This is a genomic window from Segatella copri (genome assembly GCF_019249655.2).
Classification (GTDB): domain Bacteria; phylum Bacteroidota; class Bacteroidia; order Bacteroidales; family Bacteroidaceae; genus Prevotella.
Map to the genome: position 1 here is coordinate 921586 of NZ_CP137557.1, position 20665 is coordinate 942250.

Below are 20665 nucleotides of genomic sequence, written 5' to 3' on the forward strand. Positions count from 1 at the left end.
CGATTCTCCCGAGATAAGAATGCTTTCTTTCCAGATAAAATCTGGATAAAATAAGACGACAGAACAATGAATAAATTGAATTATACAGAAGAAATCTTTAATATCCTGAGCAGGGGTGGATTCATATCCAACAACAGTGTTCAGGCAAAAATCAAGCGGTATTATGATGCCATAGAAGACTATCAGTCAGAATATGATGAGTACTACCAGGGCATCGGATTCCATCTGGAAGCAGGCGATGGCTACTTCTTTTTTACCCGTAAGGAAACCAAGGTGGATTTGCAGCGTAAATTAGAGGCGGTGAGCAAATGGATAGATTATCTCACCTTTCTGAAGACTTACAATTCAGCCTTCGGAGCCGGTTTGGTATTCTCTGCGGCGGATATCGTGGTGAGAATCAATTGTGATATGGAACTGAAGGAATTGGCCGGAAAACTCTTCAGCGAGAAAAAATCGTATGATGAAATAGTGGAAAAACTGATTAGCGAATTGGAGAGAATGGGATTCGTTGAGCAGCAGGATGAAGTGGAGAAAAACTGGAAGGTATTGACTTCATTCCATTATATCGAGGAGTTGATAGATTGCATATCTATTACCGATGATACTGATAATACCGATGATGCCGAACATACCGGAGAAAAAGATAAAGAAACGGATAAGGAAAAGGAGGAACAGCCATGAGATATCTGAATAAAATCATATTTCTGAATAGTGCCCATATCCCATACGCCGAGGTGAAGCTCGATGGAAATGTTCATTTCATCGGCACTCAGGGTGTGGGCAAGAGTACCTTGCTCCGTGCGCTGCTGTTTTTCTATAATGCAGATAAGTTGCGCCTGGGCATCCCGAAGGAGAAGAAATCGTTTGATGCCTTTTATTTTCCTTATCCCAATTCATACATTGTCTATGAGGTGATGCGTGAGAATGGGGCCTACTGTGTGCTTGCCTTGAAGAATCAGGGACGAGTGATGTTCCGTTTCATCGATGCCCCGTTTGATAGCAAATGGTTTATCGATGAGCGTAAGCTGGTGTATGGCGAGTGGAGCCAGATACGTGAGCAGGTGGGTAAGAAACATTATATATCTTCGCTGGTAAGCAGTTATGAGATGTATCGTGACATCATCTTCGGCAACAATCGTCGCCTGGAACTTCAGCCTTTTCGCAAGTATGCCATTGTAGAGAGTGCCAAGTACCAGAATATCCCCCGCACTATCCAGAATGTCTTCCTCAATACCAAGTTGGATGCCGATTTCATCAAGAATACCATCATCCGCTCGATGAGTGATGAGGATAACAGCATTGACCTTAACTTTTATCGTGAACAGATCAAGGAGTTTGAACAGGAGTATAAGGATGTGAGCCTCTGGACGAAGAAAGAGAAGAATGGCGAAGTGCTGATTCGCCGCATAGCCGATAAGGTGATAGATGCGTATCGCACCTTGCTGAACAATCGCCGCCTGATTGGCGAGGGGCGCAGGGAACTCAATTATGCAGAGCGTATGGCACAGGAACTCCTGCCGCAATATCGTCTTGATATCCAGGAAAGTGAAGCGGAATGCAACCGGGTAAGTCGCCTGATAGGTGAGGAACAGGAAAAATATGGAAAGGAGCGTGATAAACTCTCCCGTGAATTGGGCGTACTCGATGCGCAGCTAAAGAAAACTGCCGCCAAGCGCAAGCATTATGAGGAAATTCATATAGAAGATATCTTGCAGCGAGTTGAGCAGGAAACCATCATAGAAGATGAGCGCAGGCGACAGGAAGTGATGAAGGCAGAACTGGAGAAATCCTATCAGAACGTGGTGGATAAGTATAAGGCTCTGCTCGAACAGCTGGATATGGATTTGCATGCTTTCAGAAACAGCAAGACCGCCTTGCTCAATGAACATCAGGCAGCCTTGATGACCCAGAAGGAAGTTCTGATGCAGGAATGGAGAAAGGCTGAAACGGAAACCCGAGAGGTGTTTCAGAAGAAGATTTCTGCTGTGGATGAGATGATGGCGCAACTGGTGCATGAGGAAACTGCCTTGAAGATTCAGAAGGCAAAGGTGGCTCACGAGAATCCTTTTGCCCGGGAGATGGAGACAAACGAACAGGAGATTGCCGAATTTACAGCCAGACAATTTCAGGTGGAAACCGAGATAAAGGAAGTGGAACTGCGCATTGAAACCTTGCGTCAGGAAGCCGAGAAGGAATTGGAGATAGCAGAACTGAAATACCAGGCTTCGCTCGATGAACCCAAGAAGCAGAAAGCGGATGTTGAGGCTGAAATCAGAAAAATTCAGAATCTCTTGGAGAAAAGCAAAGGCTCGTTTTCCGAATGGCTCGACCAGAACAGAAAGGGATGGCAGGAGAATATCGGAAAAGTGGTAGATGAGGAGGCGATACTATATAATAATGTATTGAATCCGCAATTGGTTGCCGATTCTTCGTCATCATTATCTTCTTCATCTTCATCATCAACCTCTGCTTCTCTCTATGGCGTAAGCATCAATCTGGCAGCTGTAGAGCGAAAATTCAGAACTCCCAAGGAATTGAAGGAGCAACTCGCAGAAAAAGAACAGCTTCGTGCAGACATCATCAAGCTGCTGAATGATTTACAGAACCAGCATGAGGAGGACAATAAAAACTTGAAGGGGAAATATCAGCTTCAGATAAGAAAGCTGAATGAATCGCTTTATGCTAAAAAGGCAGAAATACAACTGTTGCCTCAGACGGAAAAGAAGCTCAAGATGCAATTGCTGGAATTGAAAAACCGTTTGGAGAAATGGCGCAGCCAGCAACTGTCTGAATTGGAAGATAAGCAGAATGCGCTGGTTGCCGATAAGGTGAAAAAGGAAGAACTGAAGCGCCAGCTGGAGACGGATTTGCAGCGCAAACTGAAAGCGCATCAGGTGGAATACAACCGGCAGGTTAAGGTGGAAACTCAGAAATATGAAGTCTTTGCCCAGGATATTCGTACCCAGATAGAAGATAAGCAGAACCAGATGGATGCCCGCAGACAGGAAATCATGAAAGCACAGCACGATGAACTTCATGGCAAGGGTATGGATACCCAGGCTTTGGATGCTTACAACAAGCGCATAGCAGAACTGGATGCTGAATTGGCGTTTATCAGGAAGAATCGTGATGTGGTGGCGGTTTACCGAAACGACAAGATAGAACTCTTTGACCAGGAATCTTCCGTAAGACAGGAACGGAAAAACAAGGCTGAGGCTTTGATGACGATTGAAGATAAATTCAGGCAGCGCAGTGAACGACTCAAACTGCAATTGTCTGTGGCACAGGAAAAACTGGCTAAGCAGCAGGCTGATTTAAGAAAGCTGGAGGCGGGCTTGAATGCAGTAAAGAACTTCCGGAACGATGCAACCTTGTGCCCGTTGGGTAGTAGTGAGGTTGGGGAGAAAATCACCACCAAAGATTGTCTTGCCATCGTAGAAGAGCTGAAGCGCCTGATTTATGAGGACAGCCGTACGCTCGACAACTTCAAGAAGCAATCTCAGCAGTTCCTGGGGATGTTTTCTGCTCACAACACCTTCCATTTCAATGTAAGTCCGGTAACAGAAGAGGAGTTCATCGCCTTCGCATCCAATCTCTGCGAGTTTGTGGATAATGATAAAATCTCGGAATATCAGAAGCGCATCAGTGGAAGATATACCGACATCATCTTCCGAATCTCCAAGGAGGTGGGTGATCTTACCCGAAGGGAAGGCGACATCGGCAAGACCATCAACGATATCAACCACGATTTCGAGGAGCGGAATTTCGCAGGTGTTATTAGGGAAATCGCCTTGCGCCCGCTGAAGAGCAACGACCAGCTGATGATCCTCCTTTTGCGTATCAGAGATTTTGCGGAAGAGAACCAGTTCAATATGGGAGAGATGGATCTCTTTGCCACCGAGTCACGCCAGGATGTGAATGCCAAGGCGGTGAAATATCTTCTTGCTTTCATGAAGGGGCTTCTGGATGAGCCTAACCGCAAGCAATTGCAGGTGGCAGATACCTTTAAGTTGGAGTTCCGCATCAAGGAAAATGATAATGATACGGGATGGGTAGAGAAGATAGCGAACGTGGGATCTGATGGCACCGACATTCTTGTAAAGGCGATGGTTAACATCATGCTCATCAACGTGTTTAAGGAGAAGGCATCGAAGAAATCGGGCGATTTCAAGATTCATTGCATGATGGACGAGATAGGCAAGTTGCATCCTAACAATGTGAAGGGAATCCTCGACTTTGCCAATCGCCGCAACATCCTGCTGGTAAACAGTTCGCCAACTACCTATAATGTGGAGGATTACAAATACACCTATCTGCTCAGCAAAGACAATAGGGCAAATACAAAGGTAACTCAATTAATCAAGAGATTATAAAACCTCTCGTGTATGGAAATATCGGCTGATATGATATACTGGATAAAATGAAATACTGGATGATATGGAAAAGTTAGGATTGGGCGATGCCCGACAGATATTGGCAATGTTGAAGGGTGAGGAGATAGCTTCGTCGAAGCTGTCTCCTCGCCTCACGGCTTTGCTGAGGCAGGAAGGGCTCCTGATGTTGAAGAACAATGGCAGTAGATGCAAATATCGCATAGCCGAGGCCATGCGAGAGAGTTGCCGTACCTTATTGGTTCAGGATTTTGGCTTGAAATGTTCTTTAGAAGAATGGATTTCCGCTTCTTCCTCTATGCAGACGAGGGCTGATATGGTTAGGATGGTGGGTGATTCAAAGGCTAAGAAGGTGAATACATTTCGTGGTTTTCTGGTAGATTGCTATGTTCAGATAGATGCTATGCTTGATGGAAAGCCATTCATACTTCATCCGATGGAGGGCAGTTCCGTTTTCATCAATCAGCCGGATCGTTTCGAGATACCGGAAGACGTGATAGTTGTGGGTATAGAGAATGCTGAGAATTTCATGCAGATTCGGTTGCAGCGTTGGCTTTTCGATGCCCTGTTTCCTGGCAGGCAACTCCTGTTTGTCTGCCGTTATCCACAGGAAAACCTGGAGCATCTCAGGTCATGGCTTCTCCGCATTCCCAATCATTACATTCATTTCGGCGATTTTGATTTGGCTGGAGTTCATATCTATCTTTCAGAGTTTTATGCCTATCTGGGTAATCGGTCTTCCTTCCTGGTGCCATCTGATATCGAGGAAAGATTGGCCGAAGGCAATGCCGCACTTTACAATCAGCAATATGCCAGATTCAGGAATATGGCAGTAACGGATGTCCGCCTTCAGCCGTTAGTCAATATGATTCATCATTATCGTAGGGGATATGAGCAGGAGGGGTATATAAGATGATAGGGATATGATTCCTGATGGAGATTATTTCTGATGAAAAAAACGCCGCATCACCAAATTATTTCGTTTTTATCACCTGATACATCATGTGGTAGGCGTATATATAAGCCGATGTCGTTGTTATCATACTGATGAGATTCATGCAGGTGAAGGCTGCCTGCTGGGTGTTACCTGCCAGATAAAACACTGCAACTGGGAGTATATTCGAGCACATCAGCCATACCATGAAAACCAGGATAAGGGCTATGCCCAGTTTGCGCATGTTACCTCTGTGCTTGCTGTACAGATGGCAGCCGGCTATCAGGGAAGCGATGACGGAAATCAATCCCATAGTGCTTTGTATCCAGGTGAGAATCGTTGCCGTGGGGGTTATCTGTCCGTCCTGCATCATCGTTACGAGATGAAGATTGAAGCATTGGCCCAGGATGAATGAGAGCACATAGTAAAGTACCATCAACTCGCTGCAGCGTCGTAGCAATTTTACGCCTGCCGGTAGCGTGTAGCGGAATATTCCCCATAAAGCTATAGGGGCGAGCTGCAAGACCAGTTGCTTGATGGTAACCAGGATGGGACTTAATGGAATCAGGATGGGACTTGTTCTGAAGGATAAGCCCGCTTGTCTGCAAACAGAAAATGCCAGCGAAAACAATGCAAAAATGCAATATGCATACATGGCATATTGTGCAATGCGATTTATATCTATAGAATAACTTTTTCTTTCCATAATTCTACGTTTGATGATTTTATAAACAGCTTATCTTGCATAAAGCCACTGCAAAGATACGAAGTTTTTGGGAAATTCTAGCAAAATAGGTGGAAAATGTTTGGCTATGATATATACTTGTTAAAAGAATGGCGGAGAGACCGATAAAAACTCTTAAAAATCATAACGTATCTTCTTGAATACAAGTATTTGTTGCTATCTTTGCACGGTATATACTAATAACGCTACGTGGATAAATACTAATAGCGTTACATGGGTATATACTAATAGGAATATAAGTTTAATCATGAGTAATATGAAGAAGTTTTTTTTAGGATTGGCAGCAGCACTGATGTTGACTGCCTGCAACGAGAACAGACAGCCGGAGGCAACGACCAGCGTTGACTCTGCAAGTGTGGTAACCGATTTGATGATGGGTCGCAGAAGCATCCGTGCTTACAAGGATTCCGTCATCAGCCGCGATACCCTGAACGAGATTCTGAAATGCGGCATCCATGCGCCAAACGGGCAGAACCTGCAGTCGTACGAAATCAGAGTGATAGATTCTCCAGCACTCATCGATTCGATAACCCAAGCCGTGGTAAAGGATAATCCTAAGATAGCAGAGCGCAAGGGCTTCAAGAACATCTTCGTGAATGCTCCATGCGTGGTTTGCATTGCCTACGATACTACTTATGATATGGCGCAGATTGATTGCGGTTTGCTTGGCGAGAACATCATTCTTGCAGCATGGGCAAAGGGCATCGGCTCCTGCTGCCTGGGCAGTTCTGCCCGTTGGATATTGGATTCTCCGTCAGCCAAGCCTTATCTCGACCGCATGGCATTCTCCAAGAATTACAAGCTACTCTACTGCATCGCCCTGGGATATCCTGACGAATCGCCGGAGGCAAAGCCAAGACGCCAGGACATGATTAAGTTCATGGATTAAGACAGATGAAGGTTGATGTCCTGTTTCAGGACATCAACGTTTCCCTCCATAACCCAACAAAAAAAGCATGGCGCAAATCACTGCGCCATGCTCCAATAAAAGAAAACCTTATAGTCAAAATAGAAATTAGCTATTCTTCTTTAGTACTTTGCATTCTGAGGGTCGAAGTTGGTCCAGCCGCTCATCCAGTTGGTGCTGCCATCGAAGGCTCCAATATAGCTTACGGTATCGAAACCTGTCCAGCCGGCGAAACTTGCGGCTCCAAGCAACGGACTGCCGGCGATAGGAGTATAACCGTCTGCGCCAACCAATGAAGCCCAACTGTCAAAATACTTGTTGCTTGGCTCTGAGAAGAAGAAGGTGTTGCTGTATGACTTCTGATTCTTGTCAAGATCCTTCTTGTTGGCTGCATCGTAGAGATAATCCTCATACTGCTTGTTGGCATCTGTACCAACGGCATCCATACCTGCGAAATATACATTCTGAAGCTTGAATTTGCCTTCCTTGGCATCCTTTACGGTATTTCCCTTCTCACCATCGATAATCAAACCGATAGGCCAGCCTAAGGCTACCGAGTTGATGCAGTTGAGGTTAGAAGAACGGCGAATCTGCATGGCTGCCTGGAACTTGCCGAGGGCTGAACCGTTGTTTGGATTGTAGGCTCCGGCAGTGATATAATCTGTGGTGTTCTGGAACTTATCATCCAATACCTTAGGACCTACGAAGGTGATGTTAGAGAAGGTTGCCTTGGTACGAGGATCCACGGTAGCACCATCGGCGCAGTTGTCGCTCTCGAAACCGTTGCTCTGAGAGGTATCGGCTATCTTGCTGTCGCGCAGCGAAAGACCATACTGCACCTTTCCTGAGAAACCGTTATCGGTATCGAAATCGTCATCCCAACCCTTGTAGGCTACGAGATACTTGCAGTTCACGGTACCACCAAACCACTCGAAGGAATCATCATTGGAATAAGATACCTGAACGTGGTCTATCTGTGTGCCGGAACCTACAGAACCGAAGGTCAAACCGTTGATCTCCTTATCCTTCTGGAATGGATAACCGGCAAACTCGATGCGCACATAGCTTAAAGTACCAGAATTATCTGCATCATCTGCGCCACCATGCTTGGTACGAGGACCACCCTCTATCTGCTGCTCAGTCTGGTTGTTCTTAGCCTTACCGCAGAGAATGATGCCACCCCAGTCGCCAGGCTTTCTGCTGCCGGCAGCCTCTTCAGATGTAAAGACGATAGGCTCTGTGGCTGTACCCTTGGCGATGAGTTTACCGCCACGCTCTGCGATGAGTGCCGCCTTGGTCTGCTTGTCGCCCTTGATGATAGTTCCCGGTTCGATGGTGAGCTCAGCACCTTCTGCAATATATACCCATCCTTTGAGGAGATAAGTGCCTTTCTTCAAAGTCTGCTTGCCTGTGAAGACGAACTCCTGGTCGCCGTTGCCAATCTGTGTACCGCTGGCGTTTTCCTTGTCATCTGTTCCGAAGAGAATGTGGTCGCAAGCCTTCAAGCCGCCATTGGTTGTCCACTTGTAAACTACTTCTGGTCCTGGATTTGGAGAAGGAGTTGGATCGTCATTGTCACTGCTGCAGCTGCTCAACAAGGCAGATGCTGCGAGGATGCCCATGCATCCATAGAAATACATCTTGTTCATCATTGTTTCTCGTTTTATTAAACAAACATCTAATTATTCTTATTATTTAAAATTTATAGATTGCCTGCAAACCGATGTTTCTGCCCGGCTTGTAGCATCTTGCTATTTCTTCTACTTCCTTCTTGCTTCCGTCGCTATACGTTACATCAGCAAACTGCTTGTAATATATCTTTTCTGCAAGAAGATCTCTTACGTTGAGCTTCAGCTCCAGATGATTGCCGAATTTCTTTGCCAGCGAGAAGTCGATGGTGTTGCGAGGCATCTCGTAGCTGTGAGGCACTCGGGAATTGGAGTCATCGCCTGTGCTTCCTTCGCTTCTGCCCACACCGATGATTCGCTTGCCTATGCGGTTGTAGAGCAGGGCGATATCCATCTTCAATGGCTCGTTTTTATAGAAGATACCGGTGTTGATAAGGTATGGCGACTGACCCTGCATCGGTCTGTTTTCCTCTTTCGAACCCTTCTCAAACTGCACCTTGCTCTTGATGAGGGCACCATTAAACGACCAGCTGAAATCCTTCAATCCTATGAAACCGAGATTCTTTCTGATATCCAGCTCCACACCGTAGTTGTTGGCACTCTTCGCATTCTTGTAGGAATAAATCAAGTCTGTGCCACCTGCCACCGTGTAGGTCCACTCGATAGGAGAATCGAAGTGCTTGTAGAAGACTGCTAGCGAAATGAGCTCTCCACGGGATGGATACCACTCATATCGCAGGTCGAGGTTATCGACATAACAGTTCTTCAACTCAGTGTTTCCCTGCACATTGCTGGCAAGGTCGAAGTCGTAATACACCGACGACGATACTTCACGGAATTCCGGTCGGTTAATACTGCGGCCATACGACAGTCGCACCTGGTGCTGGTCGCTAATCTTATATGTTGTATTGAGAGATGGAAATACATCATCGGTCTTGTAATGACGGCTCGATTCACTCTTCTCGTAGTCACGGGAATTGGAGATGAGTTCCATATCATTATGCTCGAAGCGGACACCGGCGTGGATGCCGAGTTTGCCAAAGGGGAGAGACATCGCCAGGTATCCGGCGCCTAAGGTGTTGTGTCCGCGGTAGTTATTGCGCATCTGCTTTTCCTCCAGAAGATACAGCTTGTCGTAACCCATGTTCGCCTGGCTGGTGAGCAGGGTAGGGATATGGCTATGGCGGAAGCCGGATGGCATGTTGTTAGCTGAAACATTCCAGTTGTAGATGAAGTTGCGGGTCTGGTATTCTCGAGTCCGATACTCCCCATAGGCACCCACTTGCAAGTCTGGCTCAAAGTTGCCAAACTTGAAGTGGTGCTTGTCATTTACACCAAGTGAGAGAATGTGTTCGTCGAGCTGAGTCCACTCGCGCGATATGTCGTTGCCGGTGCTCAGGGCATAAACGCCCGATTCAAGAGCATCGTCGATGAGGTATCTACGACGGTCAGGCAAATGACGGTTGGCATACGCATACCCGATGCTCCAGTCAAGGGCGTCGCTAGTGAAGGTGTGCTTGCCGGTAAGCTGACCGTTATATGTTGTTCTACTGCGGTAGTAATACTCTGCGCTTCGCTCCAGGTTCGACTGGGCGCTCACGCCATCACGCCAGGTATATCGGCTGGTAGCCAACTGGTTGAAGATGTTCTTGAGCTGATACTTGTGGTTGCCGTCCTTGGAAAGGAAGGTGAAGTTGAGCATTGCTCCGAGTCTCACGTTACTATTATACTGGTCGTCAACAGAGTGACGAAGATAGTTCGGCTTGTCGTTTGTCGCATCATAGATGCCATAGAGATTGTTCTCCATGTTCTCGTAGGTGCGGTATTCGTTGGTATAGTTCAGGGCGGCGAGCATGCCGAGTGTTCTTCCGCCGAGCATCCAGCGCTGGTTCAGGCTGGCTGCCAGTTTCAAGTCGCCCAAAGGCTTTTTGTTCTTGATGAGCCAATCATTATTAAGCCCGTTGCCCAGGAGCGAAGTAGCATAATCTCCCACCGGTTTTCCGTTGGCATCGAGCTGTGGATTCAAGTCAGCATGGATGCCCCCATTCAGGTTTCTCAAGCCATTGTCGAACCCTAGGAAATCGGTTCCGGAACCTTTTGAGTAAGAAAAGTCCTTGAAGGCAGAAGATGTATTCCAGTTTCCGCCTACGGCGATGTTGAAACTGTTTTCTGCCGGAATCTCCTTGGTGTTGACGATGATGAAACCGCCTGAGTAATCAGCGGGATATTCAGCTGTTGGCGACTTCACGATGGTGAGGTTGTCAATCTGCGAACTTGGGATGATATCGAAGGAGAAAGCCCTGGAATCAGCCTCAGAACTAGGCACTGCTCCTCCGTTCACCCACACATTGTTATAACGCTGTGACAATCCACGAACCATCACGAATTTATCGTCGATGAGGCTCACGCCTGGCACTCGGCGTATCACCTCACCCGCATTCGTATCCTGAGTTCTGGATATTTCCTGTGCCGAAACATTGCTCACGATGACGGGACTGTTCTTGGCCACCTGTATCATTGCCGCATCCGTATTACGCCTTTCCACTGCGGTAACGGTCACCTCGTTCAGCTGCTGTTCATCAGGTTGCAGCGCAATCACCTGGTCTGCGTCCTTCGCCTGAACCCCGTCAATTTTTTGAGTCTTATATCCTACATAGTTAATATATAGTGTATATGTCTTGTCTTTCTTCAGTCCATCGATCTGGAAGTTTCCGTCGATGTTGGTGATAGCCTTCACGTTGGTTCCATCCACAGTGACGACTGCACCGATGAGTGTCTCCTTCGATTTCTGGTCGATAACCACACCCTTAATCTGTTGCGCCCACGTTGGCATGCTAGCCGCCGAGAGCAATCCTAATACAATAATTCCCCTTTTAGCATTCATAACCTATATCGTTTGATTTCGGTTGCAAAGGTACGGTGGTTATATTACACTGGGGTTGCGATGAGGTTGAAAGGCATTGACGAAGCTGCGACAATGGTGTTACGGGCGGAAATCTGTTGCCTTTTTCGGGAATTTGAATTTTGAAAAACTGGCATTAATACGTTGATTTTGTGAGAAATGTATCTTTTTGACATGCAAAACGGTAATTATTGTGATTTTTGTTTGGCTGTTAGCGGATTTTATATTACCTTTGCATCTGAATACATATTTTATATAAAACTTGTAATTATATAAGTGCCGTATTCTTAATCTTCGATCAGTCTGCGATAACCATACAGAGTTTGAGTACGTTCTCCTCGAAGTGCTCCTTGTCTATAGCATTGTTCTTGAGGATGGAACGGTAGTTATATACGGTTTGTGGCGAATAAGACAGGATGCCGGCAATCTTTGAACTTTCAGTGATGCCTAATCGTAACAGGGCACACACACGAAGAATAGGTGGCATTTCCCCATTCTCTTTCAGTTGGATGTGAGCCGATTCTGTGAGTTGCTGGTTCAGTTCGTTTACAAAAGTTGGGTACAGAGCTAGGAAAGACTTGTCGAATTCAGTCAAAAACTCCTTGTTTTCCCTTTCTGTACTTGATGAGGAAGAGAGGAGACTCAGCAGTTCCTTGCTTTGGTTGGCCTTTATCTTTCTTATAGCCAATGTTCGTAGCTTTTGGTTCCTCTCTATATTCTTATAGCTCAGGTCAATATATACCTTTACCAATCTCTCGCGTTTCTGATTGGTATTCTTCAATTCGGCGTTGATGAGATGCAATTGTTCATTTAGAATTTCCATTTTTGCCGACGTAGCTGTGATTTCATCTTTCTTTTGTTTCAGAAGCCTGTTCTTCTTGCGGATGAACAGACTGCTAATACCTACTCCAAGTAGGAGCAGGATAATGACCAATAGGGCGATGTTGAGCAATCTGTTAGTTGTTTTGATGTCATCTGTATAGGCATTGGTAATCAATTGTAATTTGGATGAAATCTCAATGCGGCGTAACCGGTTGTTGTATGCATAAGCATCTTCCAGGGATAGGTTGATGTATTCCTGTGCTTTTTTCAGACTTCTTGTCTTATGTTTGTAGATGAAGAGAGCGATGTCTTGCAGGGCTACGTTTTCTTTTGTGGCAGAAGTGATGTCTGAGATGGCTGCAACCAGAAGGTAATGCTCCATTAACTCTAGGTTGTTGGCTTTCTGATAGACCTCAGAAAGCGCAAAGGCGGTCATGGCATGCAGACGGCTGTTGGCCTTTTCCATACTCAGTGCCTTTTTGTAGTATTGGATGGTCTTGTTATTGTTGGGATGATTGCTGAAATAGTATAATTCTCCCATCAGGTAGTAATAGAATGCATCTTTCTTTGGCGACAGTTCTATTGCTTTCTTCAGGTATTCCACTTTTTTCAGGTCGTAATTCTTGCTGAATTCATTGTTTTCACAGTAGGTTGACCAGTTGTTGTATAGTCCATACATTGTATAATAGTATAGAAACTGATAGTCACGTGGTTCTTCCTTAGGTTCTATCTTCTGAAGAATTTCCTTTGCTTCTGCATAGAATCCACGTGTGATCAATAACCTGGTTTGGCTAAGCTGGAATCTTTTGTTAAAAAAGATATTGTTACTCTTTTGGGCAAGGATAAGACCTTTGTTTACGTAGGTCATCGCCGAGTCGTATTCGTAAGCTTTGTATTCGTTGGCGAGTTGTTCGTATAGTTTTAATTTGTCTTCGTTGCTGGTAACATACTTGGCTCCTTGCTTGATTTCGTTTAAGCTTTTCTCTTTTAACTCTACATAATGGGCACGTTGTGCCAGGGCAGCATCCAGCTGCTTGTATAGCTGGTTGTTGTCTCCTTTTATGTATATCGGCTGTATCATCAGGGTGATGATTATAACGATAAGATGTCTCATATTTCCTATGTTTTTAGATTCCGCTGCAAAAATAATAAAAAACATTGAGAATCTCGCATCTACTAGCCGTTTTTTTTGAGAATTTGCAAAATCTTGATATTCAGAGCCGTAAGGTTGGCTCTAAATACCGGCCATCTACCAAAAGCCTACTATTCGCACCAACTTATTGATTTTTGCCGTACTTTTGCAGCAACAAACAATTTTAATCATAATAAACCTATTAAATTATGGATAAAACGAACTTTTCAAAGAAAGCAGGTCTGCTGATGGCAGGATGCTTGATTACTTTAAATGCTTTTGGTCAGGCTACCATTAAAGGACAAGTGGTGGATGCCACCGGCGAACCAGTCATTGGTGCCAGCATTCTGGTAAAGGACACAAAGAATGGAGCTGTATCAGACTTGGATGGCGGTTACACGCTTAATAATGTGAAGGATGGTGCAGTCTTGGTATTCTCTTATCTGGGATATCGCACTCAGGAGATTCCGGTAAAGGGAAATCATGTCATCAATGTGACGCTGAAGGAAAACGATGAGGTGCTCGACGAGGTGCTTGTCGTGGGTTATGCTGTGGGCAGCAAGCGCACGGTGTCGGGTGCTGTTGACCGCATCAAGAAAGAAGATATGAACAAGGGTGTGGTAACCAGTCCTGCCGAGGCCTTGAAGGGTAAGGTAGCTGGTGTTGTCATCTCTCAGGCAGGTGGTGATCCAACCAGTTCCCCAAGCATTCGTGTTCGTGGTACTTCTTCTCTTTCAGGTGGTAACGATCCGTTGGTTATCATTGATGGCGTCTTTGCTGATATGACGATGTTCAATTCCCTGGCTCCTGGTGACATTGAGAGTCTAACCATCCTGAAGGATGCTTCTGAGACGGCTCAGTATGGTTCACGTGGTGCTTCCGGTGTCATCGTTGTTACCACAGCCAAGGGTAAGCTGGGATATTCCAGCCTTAGCTACAATGGTCAGTTTGGTGTAAACACGGTCTATAAAAATCTGGATATGATGTCGGCTTCCGAATATCGTGAGACAGCCAAGTCCTTGGGATTGACCTATACCGATATGGGTGGCGATACCAATTTCCTCGAGGAGATTGAGCGCAATACGGGTCTTACCCAAAATCATAATATTTCTTTTTCTTCTGGTACGGATACATCCAGTCTGCGTGCTTCTTTGGGATTCATACTCCGTCAGGGAGCCTTGAAGAATTCTGATATGAAGAATTTTACAGCAAAGTTGGATGGAACCCAGTATCTCTTCGACAAACATCTGAAGCTGGAACTCGGAATGTTTGGCTCTCAGCGCAACAGCAATATCCAGTATGATATGCACAAGCTGTTCTATTCTGCCACTGCTTATAACCCTACCTATCCTCATGTGAGAAACAACAAGGGCGAATGGGATGAGGACTTGCTTGCCAATGAAATCTGGAATCCACTGGGATTGCTAGATATTGATGACTTCTACAAGGATGCCTCTGTCAATGTTCATGGCAAGGCAACGGTCAACATCATCGACGGTCTCTCTGTAAGTGCCTTTGGTTCATATAACTATTGGAACCGTGACAATAAGTTCTATATTCCTAACAATATCCAGATGGGTAAGCTGAACGGTAACGGATGGGCTTATATCGCCAATACCAACCGCAAGGACTATATGGGCAACGTCATGGTGAATTTCTCCAAGGATTTCGGCAAGCATCACATTGATGCCTTGGCCTTGATGGAGGGACAGAAATACACCTACGACTGGAACTCACAGGAGGCACATGGATTTGATACCAACTACTTCAAGTTCAATAACATGAAGGCTGCTGCCAATGTGAGCTGGGGTAATCTGCAGTCTAACTACACCGAATATACCCTGAGTTCTTATATGGCTCGTGTCAACTATATGTTTGCTGACAGATACATCGCTACCGTCAATGTTCGTACCGATGGTTCTTCCAAGTTGGGTGATGGTCAGAAGTGGGGCTGGTTCCCTTCTGCTTCCTTAGCCTGGGTAATCAGCAACGAGCCTTGGATGAAGAAAATCAAGCAGATAGATAATTTCAAGATCCGTGCAGGATATGGTGTGACCGGTAATCAGGATGCCATCGATCCTTATACCTCTCTTGCCCTGATGGAACCTAATGGTGTAACTACCGTTAACGGCGCAACAAGTACTACTTTTGCGGTTACTTCCAACAGCAACCCTGATCTGAAGTGGGAGGTAAAGAAGACGTTTGATGCCGGTTTCGACCTGTCGATGTTCAAGCAGCGTCTCAACGTAACCTTCGATTGGTATACTTCTGAGACATCGGATATGCTTTATACCTATACCGTGCCGGTACCTCCTTTCACTTACGACCGTCTGTTGGCCAATATGGGTACCATGACTAATATGGGATTCGAACTGGCTGTTCGTGGTGACATCATCAAGACGAAGGACTTCACCTTCAATTCCGGTCTGAATTTCTCTTATCAGAAGAATAAGCTGAAGAAGTTGAGTGGTACCTACAAGGGACAGCCTATGACAACGAGCGAGCATATCTCTGTTGCCACCGTAGGTGCGGCTGGTCTGGTGCATAACAATGGCGTAACTTATCTGATAGAGGGACAGCCTGTTGGTGTGTTCTATCTGCCTCACTGCACAGGTATTGATGAGAATGGACAGTATATCATCGAAGACCTTGATGATAATGGTACCATTGATACGGGTGACAGTGGCGACCGCAAGGTATGCGGACAGGCCATTCCTAAGTACTTCCTCGGTTGGGATATGAGCTTCAAGTACAAGAACTGGGATCTGAGCATGCAGTTTAATGGTGCGTTCGGTCATAAGATTTACAATGCTACATCCATGACCTTGAACAATATGAGTAATTTCCCAACCTATAATATTCTGAGCGGTGCACAGCATCTCAATAATGGCAAGGGAATCCATGATGTTCAGATTTCTGACTACTGGTTGGAAAAGGGTGACTATATGAACTTCGAGTACGCTTCTCTGGGCTACACCTTCACCAAGGATATGCTCAAGTGGAAATTCATCAACAACATTCACCTGTCGTTGTCGGTCAACAATATCTGTACTCTCACGGGTTACAAGGGCTTGACTCCAATGATCAACTCTGCAACCATCAGTGGCGGCAATCTGGGTGTTGACGACAAGAACATCTATCCTCTGAGCCGTACTTATACTTTGTCGCTCTCAGTGAATTTCTAAATGTTTTCACATAGAATAGATAACAAGTTCTAATTAAGAATTACATTATTAATATATAAAGGATTACAGTTATGAAACAATATATTATAGGCTCGATGCTTCTTTCATCGATATTACTGGCTAGTTGCTCACTGGATGAGACTCCACGAAGCAAGTTTTCTGAGGAGGAGGCTTTCAGTACCCCTAAGCTGGTATATGTAAACACAGTGGCTAATGTTTATTCTTCCATCGGCAATGGATTGTATGGAAGCGATGGTGGCTCGGTACATACCTTTCAGGAGTTCTCTTCTGATGCCAGTATGATTCCTGGTCGCCAAGGTGACTGGGTGGATGGTGGTGCCTGGCAGAACATTTTCCTCCACAACTTTGAATCGTCTGTAAGCAAGTATAACGATGTGTGGAACAACCTGTATCGTGTCATCGGTCTTGCCAATTCTTCTATCGACCGACTCAACAAGTACCTGGGTGAACATCCGGAATATGCTGAATATGTATATGAATTGAGAGCCCTTCGTGCTGTCTATTATTACTATGTGATGGATCTCTTCGGACAGGTGCCATTGGTTGTTTCTTCTCAGGTGAGTGCTAACGAGGTGAATCAGTCCAACCGCTCTGATGTCTTCAAGTTTGTCACTTCTGAGTTGGCAGAATGTATTCCTCATCTTTCAGACAGTAAGAGCCAGAACGAGGGTGAATATTATGGCCGTATCACTAAGGCTGTGGCATATATGTGTATGGCTAAGTGTGCCATCAATGCACCGGTCTATACCATCGATGATACCACTCCAACCAGCTATAGTGCCTTTGTCGGTACAGACAAGAGCGGCAAGGCTACTGCCAGCGAGGAGCAGGGAAAGACTGTTTCGGAAATGGGCAAAAAGATTAACATCACTTTGGATGGTGAAACTCGCAATGCTTGGGAAACAGCAGCCTATTGTGCTGATCAGATTGCCAGCTTGGGTTACCGCCTGCAGCCTAGCTATGCAGATAACTTCATCGTAGCCAACCAGAATTCCGTGGAGAATATCTGGACCCGTCCGAACGACTGCGTCAACTATAAGATAGAGGATTACAACATCGTGCGCACCCTGCATTATAACCATGGCGGTGCCATCGGTTATCAGGGCTGGAATGGAGCCTGCTCTTCCAAGCAGCAGATGCTGGTGTATGGCTATGGAACGGCTAATCCGGACCCTCGTCTGAAGCTCAACTTCTATACCGACAAGGATTATATGGAGGAGACTGGAAAGGCTGTAGAGGATGGTGCCACAGACAAGCCACTGGAGTATATGCCACTGGCTGTAAAGGTAGATTTCTCTGCTGCCGACGACCCTCATGCCATGAAGTGTGCCGGTGCCAGAATGAAGAAGTATGAGTTTGATAAGTCCACTACCCAGCAGTATAGTTTCAACAACGACCTGGTAATCTGGCGTTATGCTGATGCCCTGCTCCTGAAGGCTGAGGCTGAGTATCGTATGGGAAACAAGGCTGAGGCTCTCACAATTGTCAATGAGGTTCGTGGCCGTGTTGCTGCTACCCCTCGTACAGAACTTACGCTCAATGACATTCTGGATGAACGTATGCTGGAACTGGCTTGGGAGGGAGTACGACGCCCAGATCAGATCAGATTCTGCACCTTTACAGAACCTACAGCTGATCGCTTCAAGGGTGTGACCCACAATGCTTCTGCAGGTGATTACAATGATGATACGCAGGGCTATACCATGGTTTATCCAATCCCTTATGCCGTGCTCAACTTGAACAAGAAACTCGATCAGAATCCTGGTTATACCAAGTAAGGGGTAGCTCCAATGAGGAAATTCCTCATTGGAGCATACCAGGGAGAATGGTAATTTTATATTGAATATTACAAACTAAAAAAGGAAATAATATGAAAAAACTCTTTTTGCTCGCAAGCCTTCTGATGGCTTTTGGCATCTCGGCAGATGCTGGAGACATTACTTCTCCTAACGGACAAATCAAGGTGAACTTCACCTTGGATGGCACTGTGCCTACCTATAGTGTGACCTATCAGGGCAAGACCATCATCAAGCCTAGCCGTCTGGGTTATCAGCTCGCCAAGGGTGGTAAGGATGGCAAGGACCTGCTTGCCGATTTTAGCGTCATCGATGAGAAAACTTCCACTTTCGATGAGACCTGGACTCCTGTTTGGGGAGAGAACAAGGCTATCCGCAATCATTATAATGATATGCTGGTAGAGTTGAAGCAGAATTCCACCGACAGTTATATGAACGTCCGTTTCCGTGTCTATGATGATGGAGTAGGATTACGCTATGAGTTCCCTCAGAAAGGCAGTCTCAACTACTTTACCATCAAGGAAGAGCGTACTGAGTTTGCCATGACGGGCGATCATACCGCCTGGTGGATTCCTGGTGATTACGATACCCAGGAATATGAATACACCAAGACCCGTCTGTCTGGCATTCGTCCAGCCTTGCATGCTGCTGTCAGCAGCAATCTCTCGCAGACTGTCTTTTCTGATACAGGTGTACAGACTTCACTCCAGTTGAAGACTGATGATGGTATCTATATCAATCTGCATGAGGCTGCTTTAGTGGATTATCCAGCCATGCACCTGAATCTGGATGACAAGACCATGACCTTTACCTCTTGGCTTACCCCTGATGCACAGGGAATGAAGGGATATGTGCAGACTCCGTTCAAGAGCCCTTGGCGTACCATGGTTATTACAGATGATGCCCGCAAGGTTTTGTCTTCCAATCTGATTCTCAATCTCAATGAGCCTTGCAAGATCAAGGATACCTCCTGGATTCATCCTGTAAAGTATGTAGGTGTATGGTGGGAGATGATTTCCGGTAAGGGAGAGTGGGCCTATACCCATGATTATCCTACCGTGAAGTTGGATGAAACCGACTATGTACATGCCAAGCCATCGGGCAAGCATTCTGCCAACAATGCCAATGTGCGCCGTTACATCGACTTTGCTGCAGCCCATGGTTTCGATGCTGTCTTGGTAGAAGGATGGAACATCGGTTGGGAAGACTGGAGTGGCTATATGAAGGAAAAAGTATTCGATTTCCTGACTCCATATCCTGATTTCGACATCAAGGCACTCAATGAGTATGCACATTCCAAGGGAGTGAAGCTCATTATGCATCATGAAACCTCTTCTTCTGTGATGAACTACGAGAAGTATATGGACAGAGCTTACCAGTTGATGAAAGATTATGGTTACGATGCTGTAAAGAGCGGTTATGTGGGCAACATCATTCCTCGTGGCGAGCATCACTACAGTCAGTTGGAAATCAATCACTATCAGCATGCCGTAACTCGTGCTGCCGATTATCACATCATGGTAAATGCCCATGAGGCTGTGCGTCCTACCGGTCTCTGCCGCACTTATCCTAACCTGATTGGCAACGAGAGTGCTCGCGGTACTGAATATCAGGCTTTCGGAGGTACCAAACCGGGACATACCGCCATCTTGCCTTTCACCCGTCTGCAGGGTGGTCCGATGGATTATACCCCTGGTATCTTTGAGATGGATTGCGCCAATGGTTCACATTGCAACTCTACCATCTGCGGTCAGTTGGCACTTTATGTAACGATGTACAGTCCATTGCAGATGGCTGCCGATTTCCCAGAGAATTACGAGAAGCACATGGATGCCTTCCAGTTTATCAAGGACGTGGCTGTAGATTGGGACAAGTCTATCTATCTGGAGGCTGAACCAATGGAGTATATCACCGCTGCCCGCAAGGCAAAGGGTTCTGATAACTGGTTTGTCGGTGGTGTTACGGGCATGAAGGCTCATCAATCTACCGTAAAGCTCGATTTCCTCGACAAGGGAAAGAAGTATGTGGCTACCATCTATCAGGATGCAAAGAATGCCAACTACAAGACTAATCCTCAGGCTTATGTCATCACCAAGAAGACTGTGACCAGCAAGTCAGTCTTGAAGTTGAACTCTGTTGCAGGTGGTGGATTTGCTATTAGCATTCTTGCACAATAAAAAGCAGGATTTGAAGTTATTATTA

General features: G+C 45.8%; 11 protein-coding genes. 7 read left to right on the forward strand and 4 right to left on the reverse strand.

Annotated elements, in window-relative coordinates; genetic code table 11:
- Nucleotides 1-75 precede the first annotated feature (75 nt).
- The 3 genes from KUA49_RS03395 to KUA49_RS03405 all read left to right on the forward strand — a co-directional run bounded on the left by KUA49_RS03395 (nt 76) and on the right by KUA49_RS03405 (nt 5307).
- Nucleotides 76-681 carry a condensin complex protein MksE gene (locus tag KUA49_RS03395; RefSeq protein ID WP_256624781.1) on the forward strand — a complete coding sequence of 202 codons (606 nt, stop codon included), beginning with the start codon at nt 76-78 and terminating at the stop codon, nt 679-681.
- Entirely contained in the window at nt 678-4373 is a 3696-nt protein-coding gene (locus KUA49_RS03400; RefSeq protein WP_218412026.1) for an ATP-binding protein, read from the forward strand. Before KUA49_RS03395 ends, KUA49_RS03400 begins: the two co-directional genes overlap by 4 nt.
- A 64-nt stretch (nt 4374-4437) precedes the next feature.
- A complete protein-coding gene (locus tag KUA49_RS03405; protein WP_218412025.1) occupies nt 4438-5307 on the forward strand; it encodes a hypothetical protein in 870 nt (289 codons plus the stop codon).
- A 58-nt stretch (nt 5308-5365) separates the two neighbouring features.
- On the opposite strand, the gene KUA49_RS03410 is transcribed toward KUA49_RS03405, so the two are convergent.
- The gene (locus KUA49_RS03410; protein WP_218412024.1) at nt 5366-6031 is read right to left on the reverse strand and encodes a hypothetical protein; all 666 of its coding nucleotides are present in this window, start codon (nt 6029-6031) and stop codon (nt 5366-5368) included.
- A 295-nt stretch (nt 6032-6326) separates the two neighbouring features.
- Between KUA49_RS03410 and KUA49_RS03415 the strand changes: the two genes are divergently transcribed.
- Nucleotides 6327-6959: a nitroreductase family protein gene (locus tag KUA49_RS03415; protein WP_218412023.1), complete on the forward strand. Its 633-nt coding sequence runs from the start codon at nt 6327-6329 to the stop codon at nt 6957-6959.
- Between the two features lie 140 nt (nt 6960-7099).
- Here the strand turns inward: KUA49_RS03415 and KUA49_RS03420 are convergent, their stop codons facing one another.
- The 3 genes from KUA49_RS03420 to KUA49_RS03430 all read right to left on the reverse strand — a co-directional run bounded on the left by KUA49_RS03420 (nt 7100) and on the right by KUA49_RS03430 (nt 13443).
- Entirely contained in the window at nt 7100-8629 is a 1530-nt protein-coding gene (locus tag KUA49_RS03420; protein WP_218412022.1) for a hypothetical protein, read from the reverse strand.
- A 43-nt stretch (nt 8630-8672) separates the two neighbouring features.
- A complete protein-coding gene (locus tag KUA49_RS03425) occupies nt 8673-11489 on the reverse strand; it encodes a TonB-dependent receptor (RefSeq protein ID WP_218412021.1) in 2817 nt (938 codons plus the stop codon).
- A gap of 316 nt (nt 11490-11805) precedes the next feature.
- A complete protein-coding gene (locus KUA49_RS03430) occupies nt 11806-13443 on the reverse strand; it encodes a DUF6377 domain-containing protein (RefSeq protein ID WP_218412020.1) in 1638 nt (545 codons plus the stop codon).
- Between the two features lie 227 nt (nt 13444-13670).
- Here KUA49_RS03430 and KUA49_RS03435 point away from each other — a divergent pair, with 227 nt between their 5' ends.
- The 3 genes from KUA49_RS03435 to KUA49_RS03445 all read left to right on the forward strand — a co-directional run bounded on the left by KUA49_RS03435 (nt 13671) and on the right by KUA49_RS03445 (nt 20640).
- Nucleotides 13671-16646, forward strand: a complete 2976-nt coding sequence (locus KUA49_RS03435; protein ID WP_218412019.1) for a SusC/RagA family TonB-linked outer membrane protein — start codon at nt 13671-13673, stop codon at nt 16644-16646.
- A gap of 71 nt (nt 16647-16717) precedes the next feature.
- On the forward strand, nt 16718-18445 hold the full coding sequence (locus tag KUA49_RS03440; protein WP_218412018.1) for a RagB/SusD family nutrient uptake outer membrane protein: 1728 nt from the start codon (nt 16718-16720) through the stop codon (nt 18443-18445).
- 92 nt (nt 18446-18537) lie between these two features.
- Complete coding sequence (locus KUA49_RS03445) at nt 18538-20640, forward strand: glycoside hydrolase family 97 protein (protein WP_218412017.1); 2103 nt, start codon at nt 18538-18540, stop codon at nt 20638-20640.
- Nucleotides 20641-20665: the final 25 nt, after the last annotated feature.

Coding starts and splice junctions, on each gene's coding strand:
- KUA49_RS03400 (WP_218412026.1), top strand. CDS start 678: ATGAGATATCTGAATAAAATCATATTTCTGAATAGTGCCCATATCCCA.
- KUA49_RS03405 (WP_218412025.1), top strand. CDS start 4,438: ATGGAAAAGTTAGGATTGGGCGATGCCCGACAGATATTGGCAATGTTG.
- KUA49_RS03410 (WP_218412024.1), bottom strand. CDS start 6,031: ATGGAAAGAAAAAGTTATTCTATAGATATAAATCGCATTGCACAATAT.
- KUA49_RS03415 (WP_218412023.1), top strand. CDS start 6,327: ATGAAGAAGTTTTTTTTAGGATTGGCAGCAGCACTGATGTTGACTGCC.
- KUA49_RS03420 (WP_218412022.1), bottom strand. CDS start 8,629: ATGATGAACAAGATGTATTTCTATGGATGCATGGGCATCCTCGCAGCA.
- KUA49_RS03425 (WP_218412021.1), bottom strand. CDS start 11,489: ATGAATGCTAAAAGGGGAATTATTGTATTAGGATTGCTCTCGGCGGCT.
- KUA49_RS03430 (WP_218412020.1), bottom strand. CDS start 13,443: ATGAGACATCTTATCGTTATAATCATCACCCTGATGATACAGCCGATA.
- KUA49_RS03435 (WP_218412019.1), top strand. CDS start 13,671: ATGGATAAAACGAACTTTTCAAAGAAAGCAGGTCTGCTGATGGCAGGA.
- KUA49_RS03440 (WP_218412018.1), top strand. CDS start 16,718: ATGAAACAATATATTATAGGCTCGATGCTTCTTTCATCGATATTACTG.
- KUA49_RS03445 (WP_218412017.1), top strand. CDS start 18,538: ATGAAAAAACTCTTTTTGCTCGCAAGCCTTCTGATGGCTTTTGGCATC.